General features: G+C 66.4%; 17 protein-coding genes. 10 read left to right on the top strand and 7 right to left on the bottom strand.

From position 1 onward, the window contains the following. The first annotated feature begins 118 nt into the window (after nucleotides 1-118). From ACEUEL_RS06675 to ACEUEL_RS06650, 6 genes are all read left to right on the top strand, one after another. On the top strand, nucleotides 119-2,098 hold the full coding sequence (locus tag ACEUEL_RS06675; protein WP_405703425.1) for an ABC transporter substrate-binding protein: 1,980 nt from the start codon (nucleotides 119-121) through the stop codon (nucleotides 2,096-2,098). Nucleotides 2,099-2,193: 95 nt separating this feature from the next. After that, on the top strand, nucleotides 2,194-3,180 hold the full coding sequence (locus tag ACEUEL_RS06670) for an ABC transporter permease (protein WP_405703422.1): 987 nt from the start codon (nucleotides 2,194-2,196) through the stop codon (nucleotides 3,178-3,180). Then, the gene (locus ACEUEL_RS06665) at nucleotides 3,170-4,324 is read left to right on the top strand and encodes an ABC transporter permease (protein WP_405703420.1); all 1,155 of its coding nucleotides are present in this window, start codon (nucleotides 3,170-3,172) and stop codon (nucleotides 4,322-4,324) included. Before ACEUEL_RS06670 ends, ACEUEL_RS06665 begins: the two co-directional genes overlap by 11 nt. Nucleotides 4,325-4,337: 13 nt before the next feature. Continuing rightward, nucleotides 4,338-6,065 carry an ABC transporter ATP-binding protein gene (locus ACEUEL_RS06660; protein ID WP_405703418.1) on the top strand — a complete coding sequence of 576 codons (1,728 nt, stop codon included), beginning with the start codon at nucleotides 4,338-4,340 and terminating at the stop codon, nucleotides 6,063-6,065. 32 nt (nucleotides 6,066-6,097) lie between these two features. Beyond that, the gene (locus tag ACEUEL_RS06655; protein ID WP_405703415.1) at nucleotides 6,098-6,979 is read left to right on the top strand and encodes an SMP-30/gluconolactonase/LRE family protein; all 882 of its coding nucleotides are present in this window, start codon (nucleotides 6,098-6,100) and stop codon (nucleotides 6,977-6,979) included. A 191-nt stretch (nucleotides 6,980-7,170) separates the two neighbouring features. Continuing rightward, on the top strand, nucleotides 7,171-7,836 hold the full coding sequence (locus ACEUEL_RS06650) for a FadR/GntR family transcriptional regulator (protein ID WP_405703413.1): 666 nt from the start codon (nucleotides 7,171-7,173) through the stop codon (nucleotides 7,834-7,836). Nucleotides 7,837-7,953: 117 nt separating this feature from the next. On the opposite strand, the gene ACEUEL_RS06645 is transcribed toward ACEUEL_RS06650, so the two are convergent. Together ACEUEL_RS06645 and ACEUEL_RS06640 are read right to left on the bottom strand one after the other, a co-directional pair. Continuing rightward, a complete protein-coding gene (locus tag ACEUEL_RS06645; protein ID WP_405703411.1) occupies nucleotides 7,954-8,871 on the bottom strand; it encodes a dihydrodipicolinate synthase family protein in 918 nt (305 codons plus the stop codon). Between the two features lie 155 nt (nucleotides 8,872-9,026). Further along, nucleotides 9,027-9,866, bottom strand: coding sequence for an amidohydrolase family protein (locus ACEUEL_RS06640; protein WP_405703410.1), 840 nt, complete (start codon nucleotides 9,864-9,866; stop codon nucleotides 9,027-9,029). A gap of 213 nt (nucleotides 9,867-10,079) precedes the next feature. On the opposite strand from ACEUEL_RS06640, the gene ACEUEL_RS06635 reads away from it, so the two are divergent. After that, nucleotides 10,080-10,382, top strand: coding sequence for a chorismate mutase (locus ACEUEL_RS06635; RefSeq protein WP_405703408.1), 303 nt, complete (start codon nucleotides 10,080-10,082; stop codon nucleotides 10,380-10,382). A gap of 3 nt (nucleotides 10,383-10,385) precedes the next feature. Here ACEUEL_RS06635 and ACEUEL_RS06630 read toward each other — a convergent pair whose 3' ends face one another. From ACEUEL_RS06630 to rpoZ, 3 genes are all read right to left on the bottom strand, one after another. Beyond that, nucleotides 10,386-11,228: a transglutaminase-like domain-containing protein gene (locus ACEUEL_RS06630; protein ID WP_405703405.1), complete on the bottom strand. Its 843-nt coding sequence runs from the start codon at nucleotides 11,226-11,228 to the stop codon at nucleotides 10,386-10,388. Between the two features lie 396 nt (nucleotides 11,229-11,624). Next, nucleotides 11,625-13,838, bottom strand: coding sequence for a RelA/SpoT family protein (locus tag ACEUEL_RS06625; RefSeq protein ID WP_405703402.1), 2,214 nt, complete (start codon nucleotides 13,836-13,838; stop codon nucleotides 11,625-11,627). A gap of 148 nt (nucleotides 13,839-13,986) precedes the next feature. After that, entirely contained in the window at nucleotides 13,987-14,376 is a 390-nt protein-coding gene (gene rpoZ / locus ACEUEL_RS06620; protein ID WP_405703400.1) for a DNA-directed RNA polymerase subunit omega, read from the bottom strand. 264 nt (nucleotides 14,377-14,640) lie between these two features. On the opposite strand from rpoZ, the gene ACEUEL_RS06615 reads away from it, so the two are divergent. Beyond that, nucleotides 14,641-15,261 carry a LabA-like NYN domain-containing protein gene (locus ACEUEL_RS06615; RefSeq protein WP_405703398.1) on the top strand — a complete coding sequence of 207 codons (621 nt, stop codon included), beginning with the start codon at nucleotides 14,641-14,643 and terminating at the stop codon, nucleotides 15,259-15,261. Nucleotides 15,262-15,267: 6 nt separating this feature from the next. Then, nucleotides 15,268-15,924 carry a uracil-DNA glycosylase gene (locus ACEUEL_RS06610; protein ID WP_405703396.1) on the top strand — a complete coding sequence of 219 codons (657 nt, stop codon included), beginning with the start codon at nucleotides 15,268-15,270 and terminating at the stop codon, nucleotides 15,922-15,924. A gap of 15 nt (nucleotides 15,925-15,939) precedes the next feature. Here ACEUEL_RS06610 and epmA read toward each other — a convergent pair whose 3' ends face one another. Next, the gene (gene epmA, locus ACEUEL_RS06605) at nucleotides 15,940-16,992 is read right to left on the bottom strand and encodes an EF-P lysine aminoacylase EpmA (RefSeq protein ID WP_405703393.1); all 1,053 of its coding nucleotides are present in this window, start codon (nucleotides 16,990-16,992) and stop codon (nucleotides 15,940-15,942) included. 107 nt (nucleotides 16,993-17,099) lie between these two features. Between epmA and efp the strand changes: the two genes are divergently transcribed. Then, nucleotides 17,100-17,669 (top strand): elongation factor P, encoded by a 570-nt coding sequence (gene efp / locus ACEUEL_RS06600; RefSeq protein WP_405703391.1) that lies wholly within the window; start codon nucleotides 17,100-17,102, stop codon nucleotides 17,667-17,669. Nucleotides 17,670-17,803: 134 nt separating this feature from the next. Here the strand turns inward: efp and gyrA are convergent, their stop codons facing one another. Further along, nucleotides 17,804-20,542 (bottom strand): DNA gyrase subunit A, encoded by a 2,739-nt coding sequence (gene gyrA, locus ACEUEL_RS06595; RefSeq protein ID WP_405703388.1) that lies wholly within the window; start codon nucleotides 20,540-20,542, stop codon nucleotides 17,804-17,806. Nucleotides 20,543-20,958 lie beyond the last annotated feature (416 nt).

Below are 20,958 nucleotides of genomic sequence, written 5' to 3'. Positions count from 1 at the left end.
TTGACTGACAAGTTTATGAATTAATTGACAGCTTCGGCGGTGCGTGCGAGCCTTCTCTCGCGGGCAGAAAAGCAACGAGAAATCGCCCCCCTCCAGAGGTTCAACAGCGGAGCTCGCCATGAACGTGCCTGGTCTCATCCCCTCAAGAAATGGCGTGTCGGGCCTGCGCAGCGCGGGTCGAGCCGCCCTACGCCCAAGTCTCGCCGCGCTGTGCGTCGCCCTCCTCGGCGTGACGGGCGCGGCAGCGGCCGACTACAAGGAAGCCCCCATGCTCGCCGAGCAGGTGAAGGGGGGCAAGCTGCCGAAGGTTGCCGACCGGCTGCCGGAACACCCCCGCGTGGTGACGCCCTACGAGAAGGTCGGCAACTATGGCGGCACCTGGCGGTCCGGGATGGTCGGCGGATCCGATCGCAACTGGCTTTTCCGTATCGCGGGTTACGAGCCGCTGCTGGCCTGGGACCGTGAATGGAGCGGCAAGATCCTGCCCAACCTGGCGGAAGAGGTGTCCAGCAACGCGGATTCGACGGTCTTCACCGTCAAGCTGCGCAAGGGCCTCAAATGGTCGGACGGCAAGCCGTTCAACAGCGACGATATCGGCTTCTTCATCAATGATATCGCCGGCAACAAGGAACTCCTGCCCAACTCGGTCGACTGGGTGATGAGCGGGGGCGAGCTGGCGAAGTTCGCGAAGGTGGACGACACCACCTTCACGCTCACCTTTGCCCAGCCCTATGGCCTGTTCCCGCAGCGCCTCGCGAGCAATTACGGCGTGCAGATGGTCATGATGGCCAAGCACTACTGCTCGCAGTTCCACCCCTCCTACAACAAGGACGGGCTTCCCGCGCTGATCAAGGCGGCCGGCGTGAACAGCTGGACGGACCTGTTCATCAAGAAATGCGCGGTCGACACGGAAGCCAATGAGCGCTGGCAGAATCCGGATCGCCCGACGCTCGAGCCGTGGGTGATCAAGGATCCCTACGTCAGCGGCGCGCAGCTGGTGACGCTGGTGCGCAACCCTTACTACTTCAAGGTCGACCCCGACGGGCAGCAGCTGCCCTACATCAACGACCTGCGCATTTCGGTGAATGCCGACCGGCAGACCTTGGTGCTGAAGGCGGTGAACGGCGAGATCGACTACCAGGACCGCCACATCAACGCCAACGCCAACCGCGCGGTGTTCGCCGACGCCGCCGCGAAGGCGAAGATCAAGATCACCGACGGCCCGAACGCCGACATGAACACGACGATCATCTCGCTGAACCTGACCCACAAGGATCCGGTCAAGCGCGAGATCTTCAACAACAAGGACTTCCGGATCGGCCTCAGCTACGCCATCGACCGCAAGGCGATCATCGACTCCGCCTTTGTCGGCCAGGGCGAGCCTTGGCAGGCCGCACCGCGCCGGGAGGCGCCGTTCTTCAACGAGCGGCTGGCGACGCAGTACACCGAGTACGACGTCAAGAAGGCCAACGAGCATCTCGACAAGGCCTACCCGAAGAAGGACAGCGCCGGCTTCCGGCTCGGCCCGGACGGCAAGCGCATCAGCTTCAACATCATGGTGATCCCGGCGCTCGGCGACTTCCTCGACTCGACGCAGCTGACCGCGCAGTACTGGCAGGCGGTGGGCATCGACGCGAAGGTGCAGACGGTCGATCGCTCGCTGTTCTACGACCGCAAGGACAACAACGATCACGACGCCGCCGTCTTCCTCGGCAGCGGTGGCATGATCGACGCCCTGTTCGAGCCGACCTTCTATTTCCCCTTCTGGAACGAATCCCTGTTCGCCGTGCCATGGGGCACCTGGTTCGCCTCGGGCGGCAAGGCGGGCGAGGAGCCGCCGGCCGCGGCCAAGAAGCAGATGGATCTGTACCGCCAGATCACCCGCTATGCCGACACGACCAAGCAGAACGAACTGATGCAGCATCTGCTGGATATCGCCGCCGATGAGTTCTACGTGATCGGCGTCTCGACCCCCGGCCCGCTCTTCTCGATCTCCAAGACGAACCTGCACAACGTCTATCCGCGACCGTTCGCCTGGACCTATCCGACGCCGGTCGCGAGCAGCACCGAGACTTACTTCTTCGACCCGGCGCAGTAATTGCTACGCTGCGCCCTCGAAGGCCGCCGGCTGGCCGACCCGCACCCCTGGCCAGCCGGCGCACCCTCCTCCCGCGAGCGACACAGGAGGCGATAATGCTCGGCTTCATCCTCCGACGCATGCTCTGGATGGTGCCCTCCTTCTTCGCCGTGTCGGTCGTCGCCTTCACGATCATCCAGCTGCCGCCGGGCGATTTCGTCACCAGCTATGCGGCGGATCTCGCGACGTCCGGATCGCCGGCGAATGCGGCGACGCTCGATGCGATGCGGATACGCTACGGCCTCGACCAGCCCATGGTCGTCCAGTATTTCCAATGGGTCGGCAATGCCTTGCGGGGCGATCTCGGCATCTCGTTCGAATATCGCACCCCGGTCGCCGACATCATCTGGAACCGGCTCGGCATGACCACGCTGGTGGCGTTCTGCACGCTGCTCTTCGTCTGGATCGTCGCCTTCCCGGTCGGCATCTTCTCCGCCGTACGCCAATACAGCGTGGGCGATTATATCGTCACCTTCCTGTGCTTCCTCGGGATGGCGACGCCGAATTTCCTGCTCGCGCTGTTCGTGATGTACCTGTCGGTCGAGTTCCTCGGCTACTCGGTCGGCGGCTTGTTCTCGCCCGATTTCATCAACGCGTCCTGGAGCCTCGCGCGGGTTGTCGACCTGCTGAAGCATCTGTGGATCCCGGTGTTCGTCCTCGGCGTCGCAGGCATTGCCGCGCTGGTGCGGATCATGCGGGCGAACCTCCTCGACGAACTCGGCAAGCCCTATGTGGAGACCGGGCGCGCCAAGGGGCTCGGGGAAACCACCCTGATCCTGCGGTATCCCACCCGGGTGGCGCTCAATCCCTTCATCTCGACCGTGGGCTGGGTACTGCCGGTGCTGGTGTCCGGGGATGTCATCGTCTCCAGCGTGCTCAGCCTGCCGACCGCCGGTCCGATCCTCATCCAGGCGCTGAAGACGCAGGACATGTATCTCGGCGGCGCGCTCATCATGTTCCAGTGCATCCTCGTGCTGATCGGCACTCTCCTGTCCGACATCCTGCTGGTGTGGTGCGACCCGCGGATCCGCTATGACAACTGATCTCTCGCCGCCCGCCGCCCTCCTGCCCGATGCGCCGCGCACGGCCCTGTCGCGCCGGGATTCCGCCTCGCAGTGGAAGCTCATGTGGTGGCAGTTCCGCCGCCACCGCCTCGCCATGATCAGCAGCATCGTACTCGCCGGCATCATATTGGTGGCGATCTTCTGCGAGTTCCTGGCGCCGTTCTCGCCCAATGCCTTCACGCCGCGCTACACCTACGCGCCGCCGCAGGGGCTGCATTTCTTTGACCGCGACGCGGAGGGCGGCCTTACCTGGCGCCCGCACGTCTACGGCTACAAGGTGACCATCGAGCCGACCGCGCTGCGCCGCATCTTCGTCCCGGACCCTGCGCAGAAGATCCCGGTGGGCTTCTTCGTGAAGACCGAGCCTTACACGATGTGGGGCCTCGTCACGCTCGAGACCAAGCTGATCGGCCCGCTCAAGCAGACCGATCCGATGTTCCTGCTCGGCGCCGACCGGCTGGGTCGCGACATGCTCAGCCGGATCATCTACGGAACGCGCATATCCATGTCTATCGGGCTGATCGGCGTCGCGCTGTCGCTCATCCTCGGTCTCGTGCTGGGGGGCATCTCCGGCTATTACGGCGGATGGATCGACAATGTGATCCAGCGCGTGATCGAGTTCATCCTGTCGCTGCCGACCACGCCGCTCTGGCTCGGCCTTGCGGCCGCTATGCCGCAGGACTGGCCACCGCTGCAGATTTATCTCGCCATCACCATCATCCTCTCGCTGATCGGTTGGACCAGTCTCGCCCGCGTCATCCGCGGCCGCTTCCTCGCGCTGCGGACGGAGGATTTCGTCACCGCCGCGCGGCTCGACGGGGCGAGCGAGCCCCGGGTGATCTTCCGGCAGATGGCTCCCTCCTTCGTCAGCCACATCATCGCGGAAGTCAGCCTGGCGATTCCGGCGATGATCCTTGCCGAAACCGCGCTGAGCTTCCTCGGGCTCGGCCTGCAGCCGCCCATCGTGAGCTGGGGCGTGCTGCTGCAGGAGGCACAGAACATCCGTGCCATCACCACCGCGCCCTGGCTGTTCGCGCCGGGCGTGGCGGTCGTGATCGCGGTGCTCTCCCTCAATTTCGTCGGCGACGGCCTCCGCGACGCCGCTGACCCCTACCGCCAGTGAGGTTGCGTTGCTGATGACCGGAACCAACGACATCGTGGTGGAGGTGAGGAACCTGTCGACCTGGTTCGACACCGGCCGTGATGTGCTCAAGGCGGTTGACGGCATCGACTTCACGCTGCGCCGGGGGCGTACGCTCTGCGTCGTCGGCGAAAGCGGCTCCGGCAAGAGTGTCACCGCACGCTCGATCCTGAACATCGTCCCCAAGCCCGGACGCATCGTCGGCGGCGACATCCTGCTGCATGGTGCCGGCCCGGATGGCGGGCCGCTGAACCTCGCCGCTCTTGATCCCAAAGGCCGCCAGATCCGCGCCATACGCGGGCGCGACATCGGCATGATCTTCCAGGAGCCGATGTCCAGCCTGTCGCCGGTCCACACCATCGGCCAGCAGATCATCGAGACCATCCGGCTGCACGAGCGCATGTCGAAGAAGGAGGCCCGCGAGCGGGCCATCGAGATGCTGGCGCAGGTGAAGATCCCGCGCCCCGAGCGGAGCATCGACAGCTATCCGTTCGAATTCTCCGGCGGCATGCGCCAGAGGGCGATGACCGCCATGGCGCTCGTCTGCAATCCCAAGCTGCTAATCGCCGACGAGCCGACCACGGCGCTCGACGTCACCACCCAGGCCGAGATCCTCGACCTGATGCGCGGCCTTCAGAGCCGGCACGGCATGGCGATGATGTTCATCACCCACGATATGGGCGTCGTCGCCGAGATCGCCGACGACGTGGCGGTGATGTATCACGGCAAGGTGGTCGAGACCGGATCGGTCGACGACATCTTCTTCGCCCCGAAGCATCCCTACACCAAGCAGTTGCTGAACTCCGTGCTGGCGCTCGAGCAGCGCTCGCATCTTGCCGGCAAGGTCGGGCGTGACGGCAGCGCCGGCACCATCCTCGAAGTGTCCAATCTCAGCATGTCCTATGGCGGTCGCCGAACGCTGTTCGGGCGCCAGCAGGAAGGACCGTTGAAGGCGCTCGACGATGTCTCGTTCTCGCTGCGCCGCGGCGAGACGCTCGGCATCGTGGGGGAGAGCGGATCGGGCAAGACGACGCTCGGGCGCTGCATTATGCGCATCCTCGACCCCACCGCCGGCAGCATCCTGTTCCGCCCGAAGGATGCTCCCCCGGTCGATCTGGCCCCCCTGCCCCGCTCCGCCGTGAAACCCTACTGGCGCGACATGCGGATGATCTTCCAGGATCCGTTCTCCTCGCTCAACCCGCGCATGACGGTGCTGCAGATCGTCGCCGAGCCACTGCGCAACCACGGGATCGCCTCGGGACACGAGCTTGAGGAGCGCGTCGCCGAGTTGCTGCGGCGCGTCGGCCTGCCGCCGGAAGCGATGCGGCGCTATCCCCATGCCTTTAGCGGCGGTCAGCGCCAGCGCATCGGGGTCGCGCGCGCCATTGCGCTGAAGCCGCAGCTCATCGTCGCCGACGAGGCCACATCGGCGCTCGACGTCTCGCTGCGGGCGCAGGTTCTCGACCTGCTGCTGGAATTGGGTCAGGAGCTCGACATGAGCTACGTGTTCATCAGCCACGACATCGGCGTCATCCGCTACATGTGCGACCGCGTCGCTGTCATGCACCGCGGCCGCATCGTCGAGATCGGCGAGACGCAGTCGGTGTGCGACGACCCCCAGCACCCCTACACGAAGTCGTTGATATCGGCCGTTCCCAAGCCCGATCCGCGCCTGCGCGGCACCAAGAACCGCATACGCTACGAGATGGAGCCGGCGACGTGAGTCGCGTCGCCGGGCGGGTGGAGGGTTGAGGGATGGGCACTCCCGCGGTGGATTGCGTGCTCGATATCCGGGCGGAACTCGGCGAGTGCCCGACCTGGTCGGTGCGCGAGCAGGCGCTGTACTGGATCGACATCTACCCCGGCCTGCTGAACCGCTTCGATCCCGCGACGGGTGCGAACCGCGTCTGGAAGCTGCCCGAGCCGATCGGCTCCTTCGCCTTGTGCGAGGACGGCGCCGTGCTGCTCGCGCTCAAATCGGGCCTGTGGCGCTATGATCTCGGCAGCGAGGCGCTGACGCCGCTGGCACGGCCCGAGCCCGACCTGCCCGGCAACCGGCTCAATGACGGGCGTTGCGATCCGCGCGGCCGCTTCTGGGTCGGCAGCATGGAGGACCCCGTGCGGCCGGAGCGGGCGATGGGCGCGCTTTATCGCTTCGGTGCCGATCACCGCTGCGCACGGCTTGTCGACGGCCTCTTCGTCTCGAACGGCCTCGCCTTCAGCCCGGATGCACGCACGCTTTACCATTCCGATTCCTATGCGGCGGTGCGCACCATCTGGGCATGGGACTTCGATGCGGACGACGGCAGCATCCGCAACCGCCGTGTCTTCGTCGATACCGCGGGCATGCCGGGCCGGCCGGATGGCGGGGCCTGCGATGCCGACGGCTGCTACTGGATGGCCGGCAATGACGGCTGGGAGATCGTGCGTTTCACCCCGCACGGGGCGATCGACCGGCGTATCGCCGTACCCGTCGCCAAGCCGAGCATGATCGCGTTCGGCGGGCCACGCCTCGACACGATCTACATCACCTCGATCCGGCCGGCCTCGGTGGACGGACAGCCGCAGGCGGGCAGCTTGTTCGCCGTTCACGCCGGCGGCATAACCGGCATCGCCGAACCGCTGTTCACAGGATGACCGCGCCGAGTTGTAGTGTCGTCATACAATCTGTGGCATTGCCGTCGATCGGACTGGTCCGATAGGCTGCAATGGTAACAAGCCGACTGGGGAGACAACGCTTGGCCCGGAAACCCGCGGAACTCAAAGAGCAGCAGAGAATGGTCTGGGCTTCGCAGTCTCCGCAGCGGCCCTCGCGACTCGGCGATCAATTGTACGAGCAGATCCTCGACCGGATCGTCAGCGGGGCGATGGTGGAGGGCGACAAGCTGCCCTCCGAGAGCCAACTCTGCGATATCTACGGCGTGTCGCGCCCCGTGGTGCGGGAAGCGCTTTCGCGGCTGCAGGCCGATGGCGTCGTGGTGTCGCGCCACGGTTCCGGCTCATTCGTGCAGCGCCGCCCCAACCAGGCCTTCGCGCTGCTGGCGCCGATCGGCGATGTGGCCGACCTCATGCGCTGCATGGAATTCCGCGTCGCGCTGGAAGGCGAGGCTGCCTATCTCGCCGCCCTTCGCCGTACCGATGCCGACATCGACCGCATGAAACGGGCTTTCGACGATCTCGAGCGCGTGATCGCCAATTCGGAAGTCGGCAGCGAGGCCGATCAGGCGTTTCACGTCGCGATCGCAGGAGCCGCGCAGAACCGTCTCTTCGTCCACGCGCTCGGCATATTTGCCGAGCACACGCTGCGGGGCATCGAGCTTGCCCGCAAGCTCTCGCTGCGGCGCAGCGCGCGACGCCTCCAGACCGTGCAGCAGGAGCATCAGCGTATCCTCGAGGCCATCGAGGCGGAGGAGGCCGATGAGGCGCGCGAGGCGATGCGCACTCACATCGACAACGCCCGCGTCCGTGTCCTGACCGACAGCACCGAGCCCTGAGGGCGCGACACGCCCCCTCTCCGACATTCTCTGGATTCCCCGGCCAGATGCCGAACTGGTGGCAGCCGGCCAGGCTGAAGCGATACTCGCCTCAACCCGGCAATTCCCGCCGCCTTTTCAGGCCGCGACGCCAGCCAGTTCCGAGTCGAAGGCCCGCAGCGCCCGGGCGACAGGGGCCACCCGTTCACGCGCCTCCGGCTCCAGATTGGAAAGGAGCGGCAGCGCGGGTCCCATATCGGCAATGCCCGCAAGGCCGACGCCGTCATGCAGCACGCGGATCGGATTGATGCCGTCGCGCAGCGTCTCGAACGGCAGGAAGGCGGCGCGCAGGCGCTCCGCCTCGTCGAAGGCGCCGGCCTGCAAGGCGTGGAGCAGCGCCGTCGACGCCCGCGGCGCGATCGAAACCGAGCCGGAGGTGAAGGCGCGCAGACCGAACGAACGCCAGTGCGTGATCGCCGGGCGCTCGCCGATGCCGCTGATGATTCGCGCGCGGTCCATCCGTTCGACGAGCTCGGAGAGATAGGCGTCCTTGGCCGGCTCGTCGCGCACGATGGCGTACTTGACCGCGGTCACCAGGCCGCGCTCGACAAGGCCTCCGATCGCCTTCGGCGTCAGATAGTTCTCCGAACGCACATAGGCGATGACTGGCCGGCCGAGGCGCTCGGCAAAGCGCGCAATGCCCGCCGCCGCGCCATCGGAGGTCGACGCAGCTGACGCGGGCAGCACCATCGCGGTCGGAAACGGGCGGCTGCGCAGCGCCTCGACCTGATCCGACATCTTGCCGAAATCGGGGCCCACCGAGGGGATGATCCAGCTTTCGGGAGCCGCAAGCTCCAGCAGCATGTCGAGCAGGGCGGGGTATTCGGCCGCCGAGACATTATAGAAATTGGCGTTACCGCCATACATCAGCGTCGATACGCCGCCCTGCTCGAGATGGCGGATCAGCGCCGCATTCGCGGCCCGGTCAAGCGAGAGATCGGCCGCACGGGCCAGCGGGGGAACCGCAATCACCGACTTCGTGAGGTCGCTGTGCATGCTCGCATCTTTCTCGATCAGCCAGGGGTTTGCGCGCTGCCGGCAGGGCGCGTGACGGGCGGCGATAGGCGGGGCGTCGTCTTCTCGCGCCGGACAAGTCGACATTACTGACAAGGAAACAAGACGTCAACGAGAGGCGTAAACTTGTATGACATCTACCGCACGGCAGCATCGTTCGTTAAACCGAACGCCCGCGCGGCCGTGCCGCCGAGCACCTCCCCTCGCCCCTCTTCGTCAAGCCCCGGGAAACCGGCGACCCAGGCAACCGTGTCCTCATACGGGCAGACGGTGCAGGCGCCGGGATAGTCGGATCCGAACATCACCCGGCGGGCCCCGAAGCGTTCCAGCACGGCGCGGTAGAAGGGGGCGATGTCGGGAAACGGATATGGCGTTCGCGCATCCTCGGCGACGCAGAGCAGCTTGACGTGGATCTGGGGCCGCAGCGCCAGTTGCTCGACGAGGTGGATCGCCGCCGGATCAGCGTGCACGGTCGGCCCGAGATAATCGATGATGATGACGAGGTCGGGATGGCGCTCGGCCAACCGCGCCACCACCGGCGCCTGGCCGATGTCCATATGGAACGAGAGCGAGAGACCGAGCCGCTCGAGCGCCGTGATGAGCGGCCGCTGCCGGTCGCCCAGCAGCCAGTCGAGCGGCCCCTGTCGGATGGTGTTCAATCGCAGCCCCACGCACCCGCCCTCCCCGCACCACCGCTCAAGATCCTGCCGTGGCGTGGTCGAAAGCGGGTCGATGAGGCAGATGCCGGTGAAACGGCGCGGATCCCGCGCGAGGCACGTCATGAGATAGCGATTGTCCCAGCCGTAGACGCTGGGCTGCACCAGGACGGCGCGATCGACGCCCGCGCGCTCCATATCCGCGAGCAGGCGTTCCACAGGCGCGTGGAGGGTCGGCGGCGGCACGTGAGCCAGGATGGGCTGCCATGGATAGCTGGCGACATCGTCGGACCAGACGTGAACATGCGCATCGACGATCACCGGCTTTCCCCGCAAACCAACCCGGCCACGCGGCGCGCAGCGACGGTCGCCAGCATGGTAGCCGATATCCGGCGGCGACTCGACGACTTGTCAGATGAGTTGTTGCGTTGTGGAGGAGTTGCAGTGCGTCGGCGGCACAAGCCCTGACGCGGCTATCTCACGAGTGCCAAACATGGCAGAACAGCCCTTGCCCGGGCCTCTTCGGAAAGCGACATGAGTGACACATCACCGACCGCCCTATCGGAACTCCGCCGGCTGCGCGACAGCATCGACAACATCGATGCCGCGCTGATCTACATCCTCGCGGAACGCTTCAAGTGCACCAAGCAGGTGGGCGTGCTGAAAGCGGTGCACAGCCTGCCTCCCACCGATCGCGATCGGGAGCGGCAACAGATCGCGCGCTTGCGCCGCTTGGCGGAAGATGCCCAGTTCGACCCGGTCTTCGCCGAAAAATTCCTCAACTTCATCATCGAGGAAGTCATCCGCCATCACGAGGCGGCCGCCGGCGAGCCGTGAGGCTCACGCCGCCCGTTCGCGCTGCGGCTGGGCGTCTTCGTCCTCCAGCTCGTCCGTCCACACCTCGAAACCGGACAGGATGTGCGGGCCGAAGGTGTTGACGATCGCCACGTCCGTCGCATCGCGTCCGCGCGCGATCACCACACGGCCGATGCGGGGAATGTTGTGCCGCGCATCGAAGCTGTACCAGTGGCCGTCGAGATAGGCCTCGAACCAGGCGCTGAAGTCCATCGGCGCCGGATCGCGCGGCACCCCGATGTCGCCGAGATATCCGGTGCAGTAGCGCGCCGGGATGTTCATGGCGCGACAGAAGGCGATGGCGAGATGGGCGAAGTCGCGGCACACCCCGCGACGCTGCTCATGAGCGCCGGCCGCCGTGCGGGTGCGATCGGCGTCGGCGTAGCCGAAGCGGATGCGCTCATGCACATAGTCGCAGATGGCCTGCACGCGCGCCCAGCCTTCCGGCGCCGAGCCGAAAAGCCGCCACGCCTCGTAGCCCAGCAGGTCGGTCTCGCAGTAACGGCTGCCGAGAAGATACGGCATCGCTTCCGCCGGCAGAGCCGCCACCGGGGTCTGGCGGGCCGCCCTGTTGATCGGGTCCGGCTCGCCGCTGTCGCGCACGATGCCATCGACCTCGATCACGCTGCGGCCCACAGGCAGCACCGCCCGGCGGACGATGTTGCCGAACAGGTCATCCTGGGTCGTCATCGGCACGTGCGGGCGACATTGCAGCGGCGTCTGCATGACCACGTCCCGCGCGCGCGAGGGGTGGATGTCAACCATGAACGTGGCAGGGGTCGGCTGCGCGCAGTCCAGCGCCAGACGAAAGCCATAACGAATCCGCATGGCTGGCTCCTCATCGTCGTAATGTGTGAAGGATAGGCGCAACCCGTGCACGCAGGTGCGCGGTCGCCGCGTGAACGCGGCCGATCCTATCGCCCGCTCTTCGCAGCTGGTCAGGCGCCGCTTCCGAAAGAACTAGGCCGGGCGCCGATATGTAGGCTGCCGCGCGGGCGCGATCCTCGCACGCACCAGCATCGCCTCCCCGGCGGCTTGCTCGATGCGTCCCGTCGCGATCAGGCGGGCGTTCTGAGCAAGTCGGCCCCAGAATTCCATCGCCCGCCCCGTCGCCACGCGAACGAAACCCTGAAGTGTTGTCGGCATCGACGCTGTCCTTCCCTGTTCGAAGGAGCAACGCGCCCGTCCCTGTTCGGTTCCAGTCCGCGTGCGGCCGGAGCCGCCTCAGCCGTTCACGCGCTCGGCACCGGAGACGACCGGGCGGGCGCGCAGGTCCGAGATGATGCCGTTGAGATGGCGCAGATCGTAGACCTCGACATCGATGATCATGCGGGTGAAGTCCGGGGACCGGGCGGACATGCGCACATTGTCGATGTTGCCGTCCCGCTCGCCGATGACCTGGGCGATCTGCGCCAGTGAGCCCGGCTCGTTGGCGGCGGTGACCACGATCTGCACCGGGAAGCGCTGGGGATCATGCTCGTCGATCTCCCAGCGAACGTCGAGCCATCGCTCGGGCTCCTCCTCGAACGCCTGCAGCGCCGGCGATTGGATGGGATAGATGGTGATCCCCTCCCCGGGGCTGAGGATGCCGACGATGCGGTCGCCGGGCACCGCCCCACCGTTCGGGGCGAAGCGCACCGGAAGGTCGCCGTTCAGCCCGCGGATCGGGATCGCCATCAGCGGGTCGGGCTCCGTCTCGATGCCGGGTATCTTGAACTTGAGGCTCTGCCCGCTCTTGAGTTCGAACCAGCCTTCCCCGCTGCGGGTGGCGGCGCGTTCATCGCCGATCCGTGTGCCAGTCCATTCGGGATAGATCGCCTTCACGACGTCATCGGCGCGGATCTCGCTGCGCCCGACGGCGGCGAACACATCCTCGGTCGAGCCGCGAGCGAGGCGGCCGAGGGCGCCGGCGAGTCGCTCCTCCGAATAGGCCTTGCCGACGCGGGCGAAGGTGCGTTCGATGATTTTGCGCCCAAGCCCGGCATATTGCGCCCGCACGGCCGCCCGGGTCGCGCGCCGGATCGCGGCGCGGGCCTTGCCGGTGACGACGATCGATTCCCATGCGGCGGGAGGCGTCTGCGCGGTCGAGGTAATGATCTCGACCTCGTCGCCGTTATGCAGTTCGGACACCAGCGGCGAGGTCTTGCCGTTGATCTTGGCACCGACCGCCATGTTGCCGACGCCGGTATGCACGGCGTAGGCGAAATCGATCGGCGTCGCCTTGCGCGGCAGCGCGATCAACCGCCCCTTCGGCGTGAAGCAGAAAACCTGGTCGTGGAACAGCTCGAGCTTGGTGTGCTCGAGGAATTCCTCGGGGCTGGAACCCTCCGCCAGCAGTTCAATGGTGCGCCGCAGCCAGGCATAGGCGTTGGAGTCCCGCGTCAGCAGGTCGTGGCCGTCGACCGCCTTGTCCTTGTACAGCGCATGCGCGGCGATGCCGTATTCGGCGATCTCGTGCATCTGCCGGGTGCGGATCTGCAGCTCGACCCGCTGGCGCCCGGGCCCGACAACGGTGGTGTGGATCGAGCGGTAGTCGTTCTGCTTGGGCGTCGAGATGTAGTCCTTGAAGCGGCCGGGCACGAGCGGCCACTTGGTATGGACGACGCCCATCGCGGCATAGCAATCCTCGATCCGCTCGACGATGACGCGGAAGCCGTAGATATCGGAGAGCTGCTCGAAGGCGACCGACTTCTGCTCCATCTTCCGCCAGATCGAATAGGGCTTCTTCTCGCGCCCCTTGACGATCGCCTTGATGCCCTTCTGCGCCAGCGCATCGGCGAGTTCGCGCTCGATCGAGCCGACCACCTCGCCATTGCTGGCCTTTATCTCGAGAAGCCGGGCCACGATCGATTCGTAAGCCTCCGCCGAGAGCTGGCGGAACGAGAGATCCTCCAGCTCCTCGCGCATGTCATGCATGCCCATGCGGCCGGCGAGCGGGGCGTAGATGTCCAGCGTTTCCTGGGCGACACGGGCCCGCTTTTCTTCCGGCACCCATTTCAGGGTGCGCATATTGTGCAGGCGATCGGCGAGCTTCACGAGGAGCACGCGGACATCGTCGGCGATGGCGAGGAGCAACTTGCGCAGGTTCTCGGCCTGCTTGGCCTGCTTCGAGACAAGATCGAGTCGCTTGATCTTGGTGAGACCCTCGACGAGACGCCCGATGGCCTCGCCGAACAGCTTGTCGATCTCCGCCCGGGTCGCGCCGGTGTCCTCGATGGTGTCGTGCAGCAGCGCTGCCACGATGGTGGCGTCATCGAGCTTCAGATCGGTGAGGATCGCGGCGACTTCGAGCGGATGCGAGAAATAGGGATCGCCGGAGGCACGCTTCTGGGTGCCGTGGGCGCGCATCGCATAAACATAGGCGCGGTCGAGAAGCGCCTCGTCGGTGTTCGGGTTATACCGGCGGACGCGCTCGACGAGCTCGTACTGCCGCATCATGACAGGAAACCCGCGAAGACCCGGCCGAATGGCCGGACCCCCTAGATATCATCGTCCCAGCCGGGTTGTGCAAGCCAAACCAATGCGGGGAAACAGAAAAACTGACGAGAGATATCGCGCGGCGGAACAGGCCGCCGCGGACCGGCCGTCAGCCCTCGTCGTCGTCGCTCTGTTCGGGCGGAACCAGCCCCTGCAAGCCGGCGAGAAGTTCCTCTTCGGTCATGCGATCGAGCACGATGTCCGAATCGTCCGCGCCGGAGTCGGAACCGGAAGCGATCATCGGAACGGTCTCGGGCTCCGGCTCGTCCACCTCGGTGAACTTCTGGAGCGAATGGATGAGGTCTTCCTTGAGGTCTTCCGGCGAAATCGTCTGATCGGCGATCTCGCGCAGCGCCACGACCGGGTTCTTGTCGTTGTCGCGATCGATGGTGATCGGCGAGCCCGACGCGATCATGCGGGCGCGATGCCCGGCGAGAAGGACGAGTTCGAAGCGATTGTCGACCTTGTCGATGCAATCCTCGACGGTGACGCGCGCCATGCCCGGCACTCCTGTCGGTGAAATGAGGGAATCCCCTGCCTCTAACCCATTGCGGCGTTCAGGGCAAGCGTGCCGGCGATCGCCCCCATTCCCTTAGCCGCCTCGATGACCCCTCCGGGCCCGTCCGGGGTCCTTGCGCCGGCGCACCGGCCGCCCTGGAGAGCGTCGGCCCGCATGACCCGGAAAAACCGAGGGCAGGACTGAAGTCCCGCCCTATTTCGACCATCGATTACAACGACAAGCGTTGCCGCAGGACTCTTTCGAATGGCGCAGCTAATGGAAAAGACGGCACTTTTTATCGACGGCGCGAATCTTTACTCCGCCACCAAGTCCCTCGGCTTCGATATCGACTACAAGCGCCTGCTGAAAGAATTTCAGAGCCGCGGCTATGTTCTGCGTGCGTTCTATTATACGACGCTGGTGGAAGACAGCGAATATTCCTCGATCCGCCCCCTGCTCGACTGGCTCGATTACAACGGTTATTCGGTGGTCACGAAGCCCGCGCGCGAGTTCACCGACAGCCAGGGGCGCCGGCGTATCCGCGGCAACATGGATATCGAGCTCGCGGTCAACGCCATGGAGACCGCCGCGCATGTCGATCACATCGTGTTGTTTTCCGGCGATGGCGATTTCCGTTCGCTGGTCGAGGCCATCCAGCGCAAGGGCGTGCGCGTCAGCGTCGTCTCGACCGTTTCCACGCAGCCGCCGATGATTTCCGACGACCTGCGCCGTCAGGCCGATGCATTCATCGACCTGACCGAGTTGCAGTCCCGCATCGGCCGCGACCCGAGCGAACGGTCGGGGCGGCTGCAGGAGACACCCCGCTTCCTCGAGCGGCGCGGGCCCGCGCCCTCCGCCGGTTCCGACGATTTCGCCGAAACCTGAGCGCCGATGCCCCTCGATCCTCCGGCCCTTGCGCCCGAACCCGGGCGCGACTGCCCGCGCTGTCCCCGCCTCGTGGCGTTTCGCGACGACTGGCGCGCGCGGGAGCCGGGCTGGCACAACGCGCCGGTACCGTCCTTTGGCCCGGACCATGCGCGGCTGCTGATCGTCGGGTTGGCGCCGGGTCTGCGCGGGGCCAACCGCACGGGGCGCCCCTTCACCGGCGACTATGCCGGCGACCTTCTCTACAGCACCCTGATCCGGTTCGGCTTTGCGTCGGGCGTGTTCGACGCGCGGCCCGATGACGGCCTGACCCTGATCGATACGCGGATCACCAACGCCGTGCGCTGCGTGCCGCCGGAGAACAAGCCGACGACCGAGGAGATGCGCAGTTGCCGCCCCTTCCTCGCCGGGACGCTTGAGGGCATGCCACGCCTCGCCGCCGTCGTCGCGCTCGGCAAGATCGCGCACGATCAGGTCGTCGTCGCGCTCGGCGAGCGCATGTCGCGCTGGAAATTCGCCCATGGCGCCGAGCACCGGATCGGCGAAACGACCGTCTTCGACAGCTATCACTGCTCCCGCTACAACACGAACACCGGCGTGCTCACGCCCGACATGTTCCACGCGGTGTTCGCGCAGGTGCGCCGCCACCTCGACGCGGCCTGACCGGAGCGCCGCGCGTCACGGCGCGACCGGCGCCCACAGCACATCCTCGATCCGCCGCGCGCCGGTCGCGAGCATCGCCAGCCGGTCGACGCCCAGCGCGATGCCCGACGCCTCCGGCATCCGCGCCAGCGCGGCGAGGAAATCCTCGTCGATCGGGTAGCGATCGCCATAAAGGCGCTGCTTCTCGTCCATCCACTGCACGAAGCGTCGGCGCTGCTCGGCGACATCGGTGAGCTCGCCGAAAGCATTCGCCAGCTCGACGCCGCACAGATAGAGCTCGAACCGCTCGGCGACACGCGGATCGGCCGGCTTTGGCCGGGCCAGCGCCGCCTCGGCGAGCGGGTACTCGCACAGGATGGTCGGGCGATCGAGGCCGAGCTGCGGCTCGACCTTCTCCACCATCACCCGCGTGAACACATCCGACCACGTATCGTCCGTCGCGACGCGGATGCCGACCCGACGCGCGGCGGCGGCGAGGCCATCGCGATCGTCGAGGCTGCCGAGAAGATCGATCCCGGCGAAACGATCGAACGCCTGCGCGACGGTGAGCCGCTCCGGCGGAGCGGCGGCATCGACCACCCGGTCGCGGAAGCGGAACGCCGTCGTCCCCACCGCCGCGGCGACCGCGACAAGCAGCGCGGCGCAGTCGTCCATCAGCGCCTCGTAGCCCGCATTCGCGCGATACCATTCGAGCATGGTGAATTCGGGATGGTGGAGATCGGTGCGCTCGCCGTTGCGGAAGACGCGGGCGAGGATGAAGAGCCGCTCCTCCCCCGCCGCCAGCAGCTTCTTGGCGGTAAATTCGGGCGAGGTGTGGAGATAGCGCGGCGCGCGGCTGCCGTCCGGGCGCACGAGTTCGGTCGCGAACGCCTGAAGATGCGTCTCGTTGCCGGGCGACAGCTGAAGGATCGGCGTTTCCGCCTCGATGAAGCCGCGCGCGGCGAAGAAATCGCGGATCGCGGCGGTGACCTTTTGCCGGCCGATCAGGAAGGGCCGGCGGTCGGCATGGCGGTCCGGCGACCACCAGGGGGACGCCGGCGGCGTCGAAGGGGGCGGAGAGGCGCTCATCTCAGGCTTTCCCGGGGTTGGCGGCGGGCGGGTGCGCTTGTATAGGAGGCGCCGACAGGAATCCCGGTGCCCGCGTCGCGCCCGCACCCAACAGCCAGAGGACCGCAATGGTCAAGGTCATCGCCAGCTCGCTGCGCAAGGGCAATGTCGTCGATATCGACGGCAAGCTCTATGTCGTCCTGACCGCCGACAACATCCACCCCGGCAAGGGCACGCCGGTGACGCAGCTCGACATGCGCCGCATCTCGGATGGCGTGAAGATCTCCGAGCGCTACCGCACCACCGAGCAGGTTGAGCGCGCCCATGTCGAGGATCGCCCCTACACCTTCCTCTACCAGGACGGTGAGGGCTATCACTTCATGAACCCGGAAAATTACGATCAGGTCGCCGTGCAGGCCGACGTGATCGGTGACCAGGCCGCCTATCTGCAGGAAAGCATGCAGGTGATGCTGTCGGTCCACGAAGGCAACGCCATCGCCATCGAGCTGCCCCAGCGCGTGGTGCTGGAAGTGGTGGAGACCGAGCCGGCGATGAAGGGCCAGACCGCGTCCTCTTCCTACAAGCCGGCCGTGCTCTCGAACGGCGTGCGCTCGGCGGTTCCCCCGCACATCGCGGTGGGCACCCGCATCGTGGTGATGACCGCCGACGGCTCCTATGTCGAGCGCGCCAAGGACTGAGCGGGGCCTTAGCGGCAGCCCGCTCCGGCCGTCGCATCCCTCAGCTGCCATCTGAATCGGAACGGGGAGCGGACAGACGTCCGGCTCCCCGTTTTCCTATGGCCGACGCTGTCGGGCCGGGGTCGGCGGGCGGCCTACTCGCCGCCCTCCTCCGCCTCGTCTTCTTCCTCCGTGACGCGCTCGACCGACACCACCTTCTCGTCGGCGGCGGTATCGAACACGATGACGCCCTGGCTGCCGCGGCCGACGATACGGATTCCCTCGACCGGGCAGCGGATGAGCTGGCCGCCATCGGTCACCAGCATGATCTGATCGGCATCCTCCACCGGGAAGGAAGCGACCAGCGGCCCGTTGCGCTCGTTCACCGCCATCGCGACGATGCCTTTGCCGCCGCGCCGGGTGATGCGGTACTCGAACGACGAGGTGCGCTTGCCGTAGCCGTTCTCGGAGACGGTGAGAATGAACTGCTCGGCCGCGCTCATCGCCGCGTAGTCGATCTGCACGCCCTCCCCGCCGACGCTCTCCGGGGCCTCGTCATCGCCCTCGACGATCTCCTCGATCGTGCTCTCGCCGCCGTTCTGGCTGCGCCGTACCGCGTTGGCCTGCTTGATGTATTCGGCCCGCTGCTCGGACGTCGCCTCGGCGTGGTGGATGATCGCCATGGAGATGAGGCGATCCCCCTCCTCGAGCTGGATGCCGCGCACGCCCATGGAGTCGCGCCCCTTGAAGACGCGCACCTCGGTGGTCGGGAAGCGGATGCACTGCCCTCGTGCCGTGGTGAGCAGCACGTCGTCGCCCTCGGTGCAGAGCTGGACACCGGCAATGGCCTCGCCCTCCTCCAGCTTCATCGCGATCTTGCCGTTGCGGTTCACATTGGTGAAGTCCGACAGCTCGTTTCGCCGGACCGAACCGCTCGTCGTCGCGAACATGATCTGGAGGCGGCCCCAGGTCTCCTCGTCCGGCAGCGCCATGATCGAGGTGATGCGCTCATCGGCATCGAGCGGCAGGATGTTCACCAGCGCCTTGCCGCGCGCCTGCGGCGCCGCGACCGGCAGGCGCCAGACCTTCAGCTTGTAGACCTGCCCCTTGGACGAGAAGAACAGCACCGGCGCGTGGGTCGAGGCGACGAACAGGCGGGTGACGAAATCCTCGTCGCGCGTCTGCATGCCGGAGCGGCCCTTGCCGCCGCGTCGCTGCGCCCGATAGGTCGAGAGCGGCACGCGCTTCACATAGCCGGCGTGCGACACGGTCACCACCATGTCCTCGCGGGCGATCAGGTCCTCGTCCTCGAAATCGCTCTCGGCCTCGAGGATCTCGGTGCGGCGCGGCGTGCCGAACTCCGCCTTGATGGCGGTGAGCTCGCCCTTGACGATCTCGCGCACCCGGGTGCGGCTGGCGAGGATGTCCAGATAATCGCTGATTTCCGCGGCGATCTTGTCGAGTTCCTCGGCGATCTCGTCGCGCCCGAGCGCGGTGAGGCGCTGCAGGCGCAGGTCGAGGATGGCGCGCGCCTGTTCCTCGGAGAGCTGGTAGGTGCCGTCCTCGGCGAGGCGGTGGCGCGGGTCGTCGATCAGCGCGATCAGCGGCGCGACATCCAGCGCCGGCCAGTGGCGTTCCATCAGCAGGGCGCGCGCGGTCGCCGGATCCGGCGAGGTGCGGATGGTGCGGATCACCTCGTCGATATTCGCCACCGCGATGGCGAGGCCGACCAGCACATGGGCGCGGTCGCGCGCCTTGCGCAGCAGGAACTTCGTGCGCTTGGTGACGACTTCCTCGCGGAAGGCGACGAAGGCGGTGATCAGGTCGTGCAGGTTCATCACCGCCGGCCGGCCACCGTTCAGCGCGACCATGTTGGCGCCGAACGAGGTCTGCAAAGCGGTCAGCCGGTAGAGATTGTTGAGCACGACATCGGCCTGGGCGTCGCGCTTCACCTCGATGACGACGCGCATGCCCTCGCGCGAGCTTTCGTCGCGGATCTCGGCGATGCCTTCGAGGCGCTTGTCGCGCACCAGCTCCGCCATGCGCTCGATCATCGTCGCCTTGTTCACCTGATAGGGAATTTCGGTGACGATGATGGCCTCGCGCTCCTTGCGGATCGTCTCGATCGTGGCGCGCGCGCGCATGATGATCGAACCGCGGCCCGTCAGATAGGCCTGCCGGATGCCGCCGCGGCCGAGGATGAAGCCGCCGGTCGGGAAATCCGGGCCCGGCACGATGTCGAGCAGCGCGTCGGCATCGAGTTCGGGATCGTCGATCAGCGCGACGCAGGCATCCACCACCTCGCCCAGATTGTGCGGGGGGATGTTGGTCGCCATGCCGACGGCTATGCCGCCGGCGCCGTTGACGAGGAGGTTCGGAAAGCGCGCCGGCAGGACGGTCGGTTCGCGCTCGGAACCGTCATAGTTCTCCTGGAAATCGACGGTTTCCTTGTCGATGTCCTCCAGCAGCGAGGCGGCGACCTTTTCGAGCCGCACCTCGGTGTAACGCATCGCCGCCGGCGGATCACCGTCGACCGAGCCGAAATTGCCCTGCCCGTCCACCAGTGGCAGCCGCATCGAGAAGGGCTGCGCCATGCGCACCAGCGCGTCGTAGACCGACTGGTCGCCGTGCGGGTGATATTTACCGATGACGTCGCCGACGACGCGCGCCGACTTGCGATAGGCCTTGTTCCAGTCGTAGCCGTTCTCGGACATCGAGAACAGGATGCGCCGGTGCACCGGCTTCAGCCCGTCGCGCACGTCCGGCAGCGCGCGAGAAACGATGACGCTCATCGCATAGTCGAGATAGCTGCGCGAGAGCTCGTCGGTGATCGAAACAGGGCGGATGTCGGACGGGCCGTCATCCCCCGGCTTGCTGGTATCGGAATCGGACAAGGAGGCTGCTTTTCACTGGTGAGAACAAATGTCGTGTCTAGCCGATTCCACGCATCATTACCAGCGAAGCACGTCTGAGTCGGGTATAAATCAACAAGCTATTTCAATGATTTATGAGATTTTTTGAGCTGCGCTTCCCAAACGTGGCGCAAGCGTGGCGCAGCGGTTATTAAATACCTCTCTGCGAGGGGCCGTGCCGCCCGCCACCATGGAGCCCTCACGGCCGGATCCATGGTCCGTGTGCTAGAAGCACGGCTGGGGCTCTGCGCGCGCAACGCCGGGAGAGCCCTTGCGCGGCCCGCTGCGTGCCGCGGCGCACGCGGGGGCAGAGGCTGGCGCGGAGCGCGAATGTGGTCTTTTATTACCCATCCGTCCGGGCGCGATCCGGGGGATGGGCGCCCGCACACGGCGCCCCA

The organism is Ancylobacter terrae (assembly GCF_045108345.1).
Taxonomy (GTDB): domain Bacteria; phylum Pseudomonadota; class Alphaproteobacteria; order Rhizobiales; family Xanthobacteraceae; genus Ancylobacter.
The sequence above is the reverse complement of the archived record's forward strand: the minus strand, read 5'-3'. Positions and strand labels throughout refer to the sequence as shown.

What these genes read in the sequence shown, in the direction of transcription:
- ACEUEL_RS06610 (WP_405703396.1), top strand. Translation starts at nt 15,268, where the DNA reads ATGCCCCTCGATCCTCCGGCCCTTGCGCCCGAACCCGGGCGCGACTGC.
- efp (WP_405703391.1), top strand. Translation starts at nt 17,100, where the DNA reads ATGGTCAAGGTCATCGCCAGCTCGCTGCGCAAGGGCAATGTCGTCGAT.
- epmA (WP_405703393.1), bottom strand. Translation starts at nt 16,992, where the DNA reads ATGAGCGCCTCTCCGCCCCCTTCGACGCCGCCGGCGTCCCCCTGGTGG.
- ACEUEL_RS06670 (WP_405703422.1), top strand. Translation starts at nt 2,194, where the DNA reads ATGCTCGGCTTCATCCTCCGACGCATGCTCTGGATGGTGCCCTCCTTC.
- ACEUEL_RS06635 (WP_405703408.1), top strand. Translation starts at nt 10,080, where the DNA reads ATGAGTGACACATCACCGACCGCCCTATCGGAACTCCGCCGGCTGCGC.
- ACEUEL_RS06625 (WP_405703402.1), bottom strand. Translation starts at nt 13,838, where the DNA reads ATGATGCGGCAGTACGAGCTCGTCGAGCGCGTCCGCCGGTATAACCCG.
- ACEUEL_RS06615 (WP_405703398.1), top strand. Translation starts at nt 14,641, where the DNA reads ATGGCGCAGCTAATGGAAAAGACGGCACTTTTTATCGACGGCGCGAAT.
- ACEUEL_RS06630 (WP_405703405.1), bottom strand. Translation starts at nt 11,228, where the DNA reads ATGCGGATTCGTTATGGCTTTCGTCTGGCGCTGGACTGCGCGCAGCCG.
- ACEUEL_RS06675 (WP_405703425.1), top strand. Translation starts at nt 119, where the DNA reads ATGAACGTGCCTGGTCTCATCCCCTCAAGAAATGGCGTGTCGGGCCTG.
- rpoZ (WP_405703400.1), bottom strand. Translation starts at nt 14,376, where the DNA reads ATGGCGCGCGTCACCGTCGAGGATTGCATCGACAAGGTCGACAATCGC.
- ACEUEL_RS06655 (WP_405703415.1), top strand. Translation starts at nt 6,098, where the DNA reads ATGGGCACTCCCGCGGTGGATTGCGTGCTCGATATCCGGGCGGAACTC.
- ACEUEL_RS06665 (WP_405703420.1), top strand. Translation starts at nt 3,170, where the DNA reads ATGACAACTGATCTCTCGCCGCCCGCCGCCCTCCTGCCCGATGCGCCG.
- ACEUEL_RS06660 (WP_405703418.1), top strand. Translation starts at nt 4,338, where the DNA reads ATGACCGGAACCAACGACATCGTGGTGGAGGTGAGGAACCTGTCGACC.
- ACEUEL_RS06645 (WP_405703411.1), bottom strand. Translation starts at nt 8,871, where the DNA reads ATGCACAGCGACCTCACGAAGTCGGTGATTGCGGTTCCCCCGCTGGCC.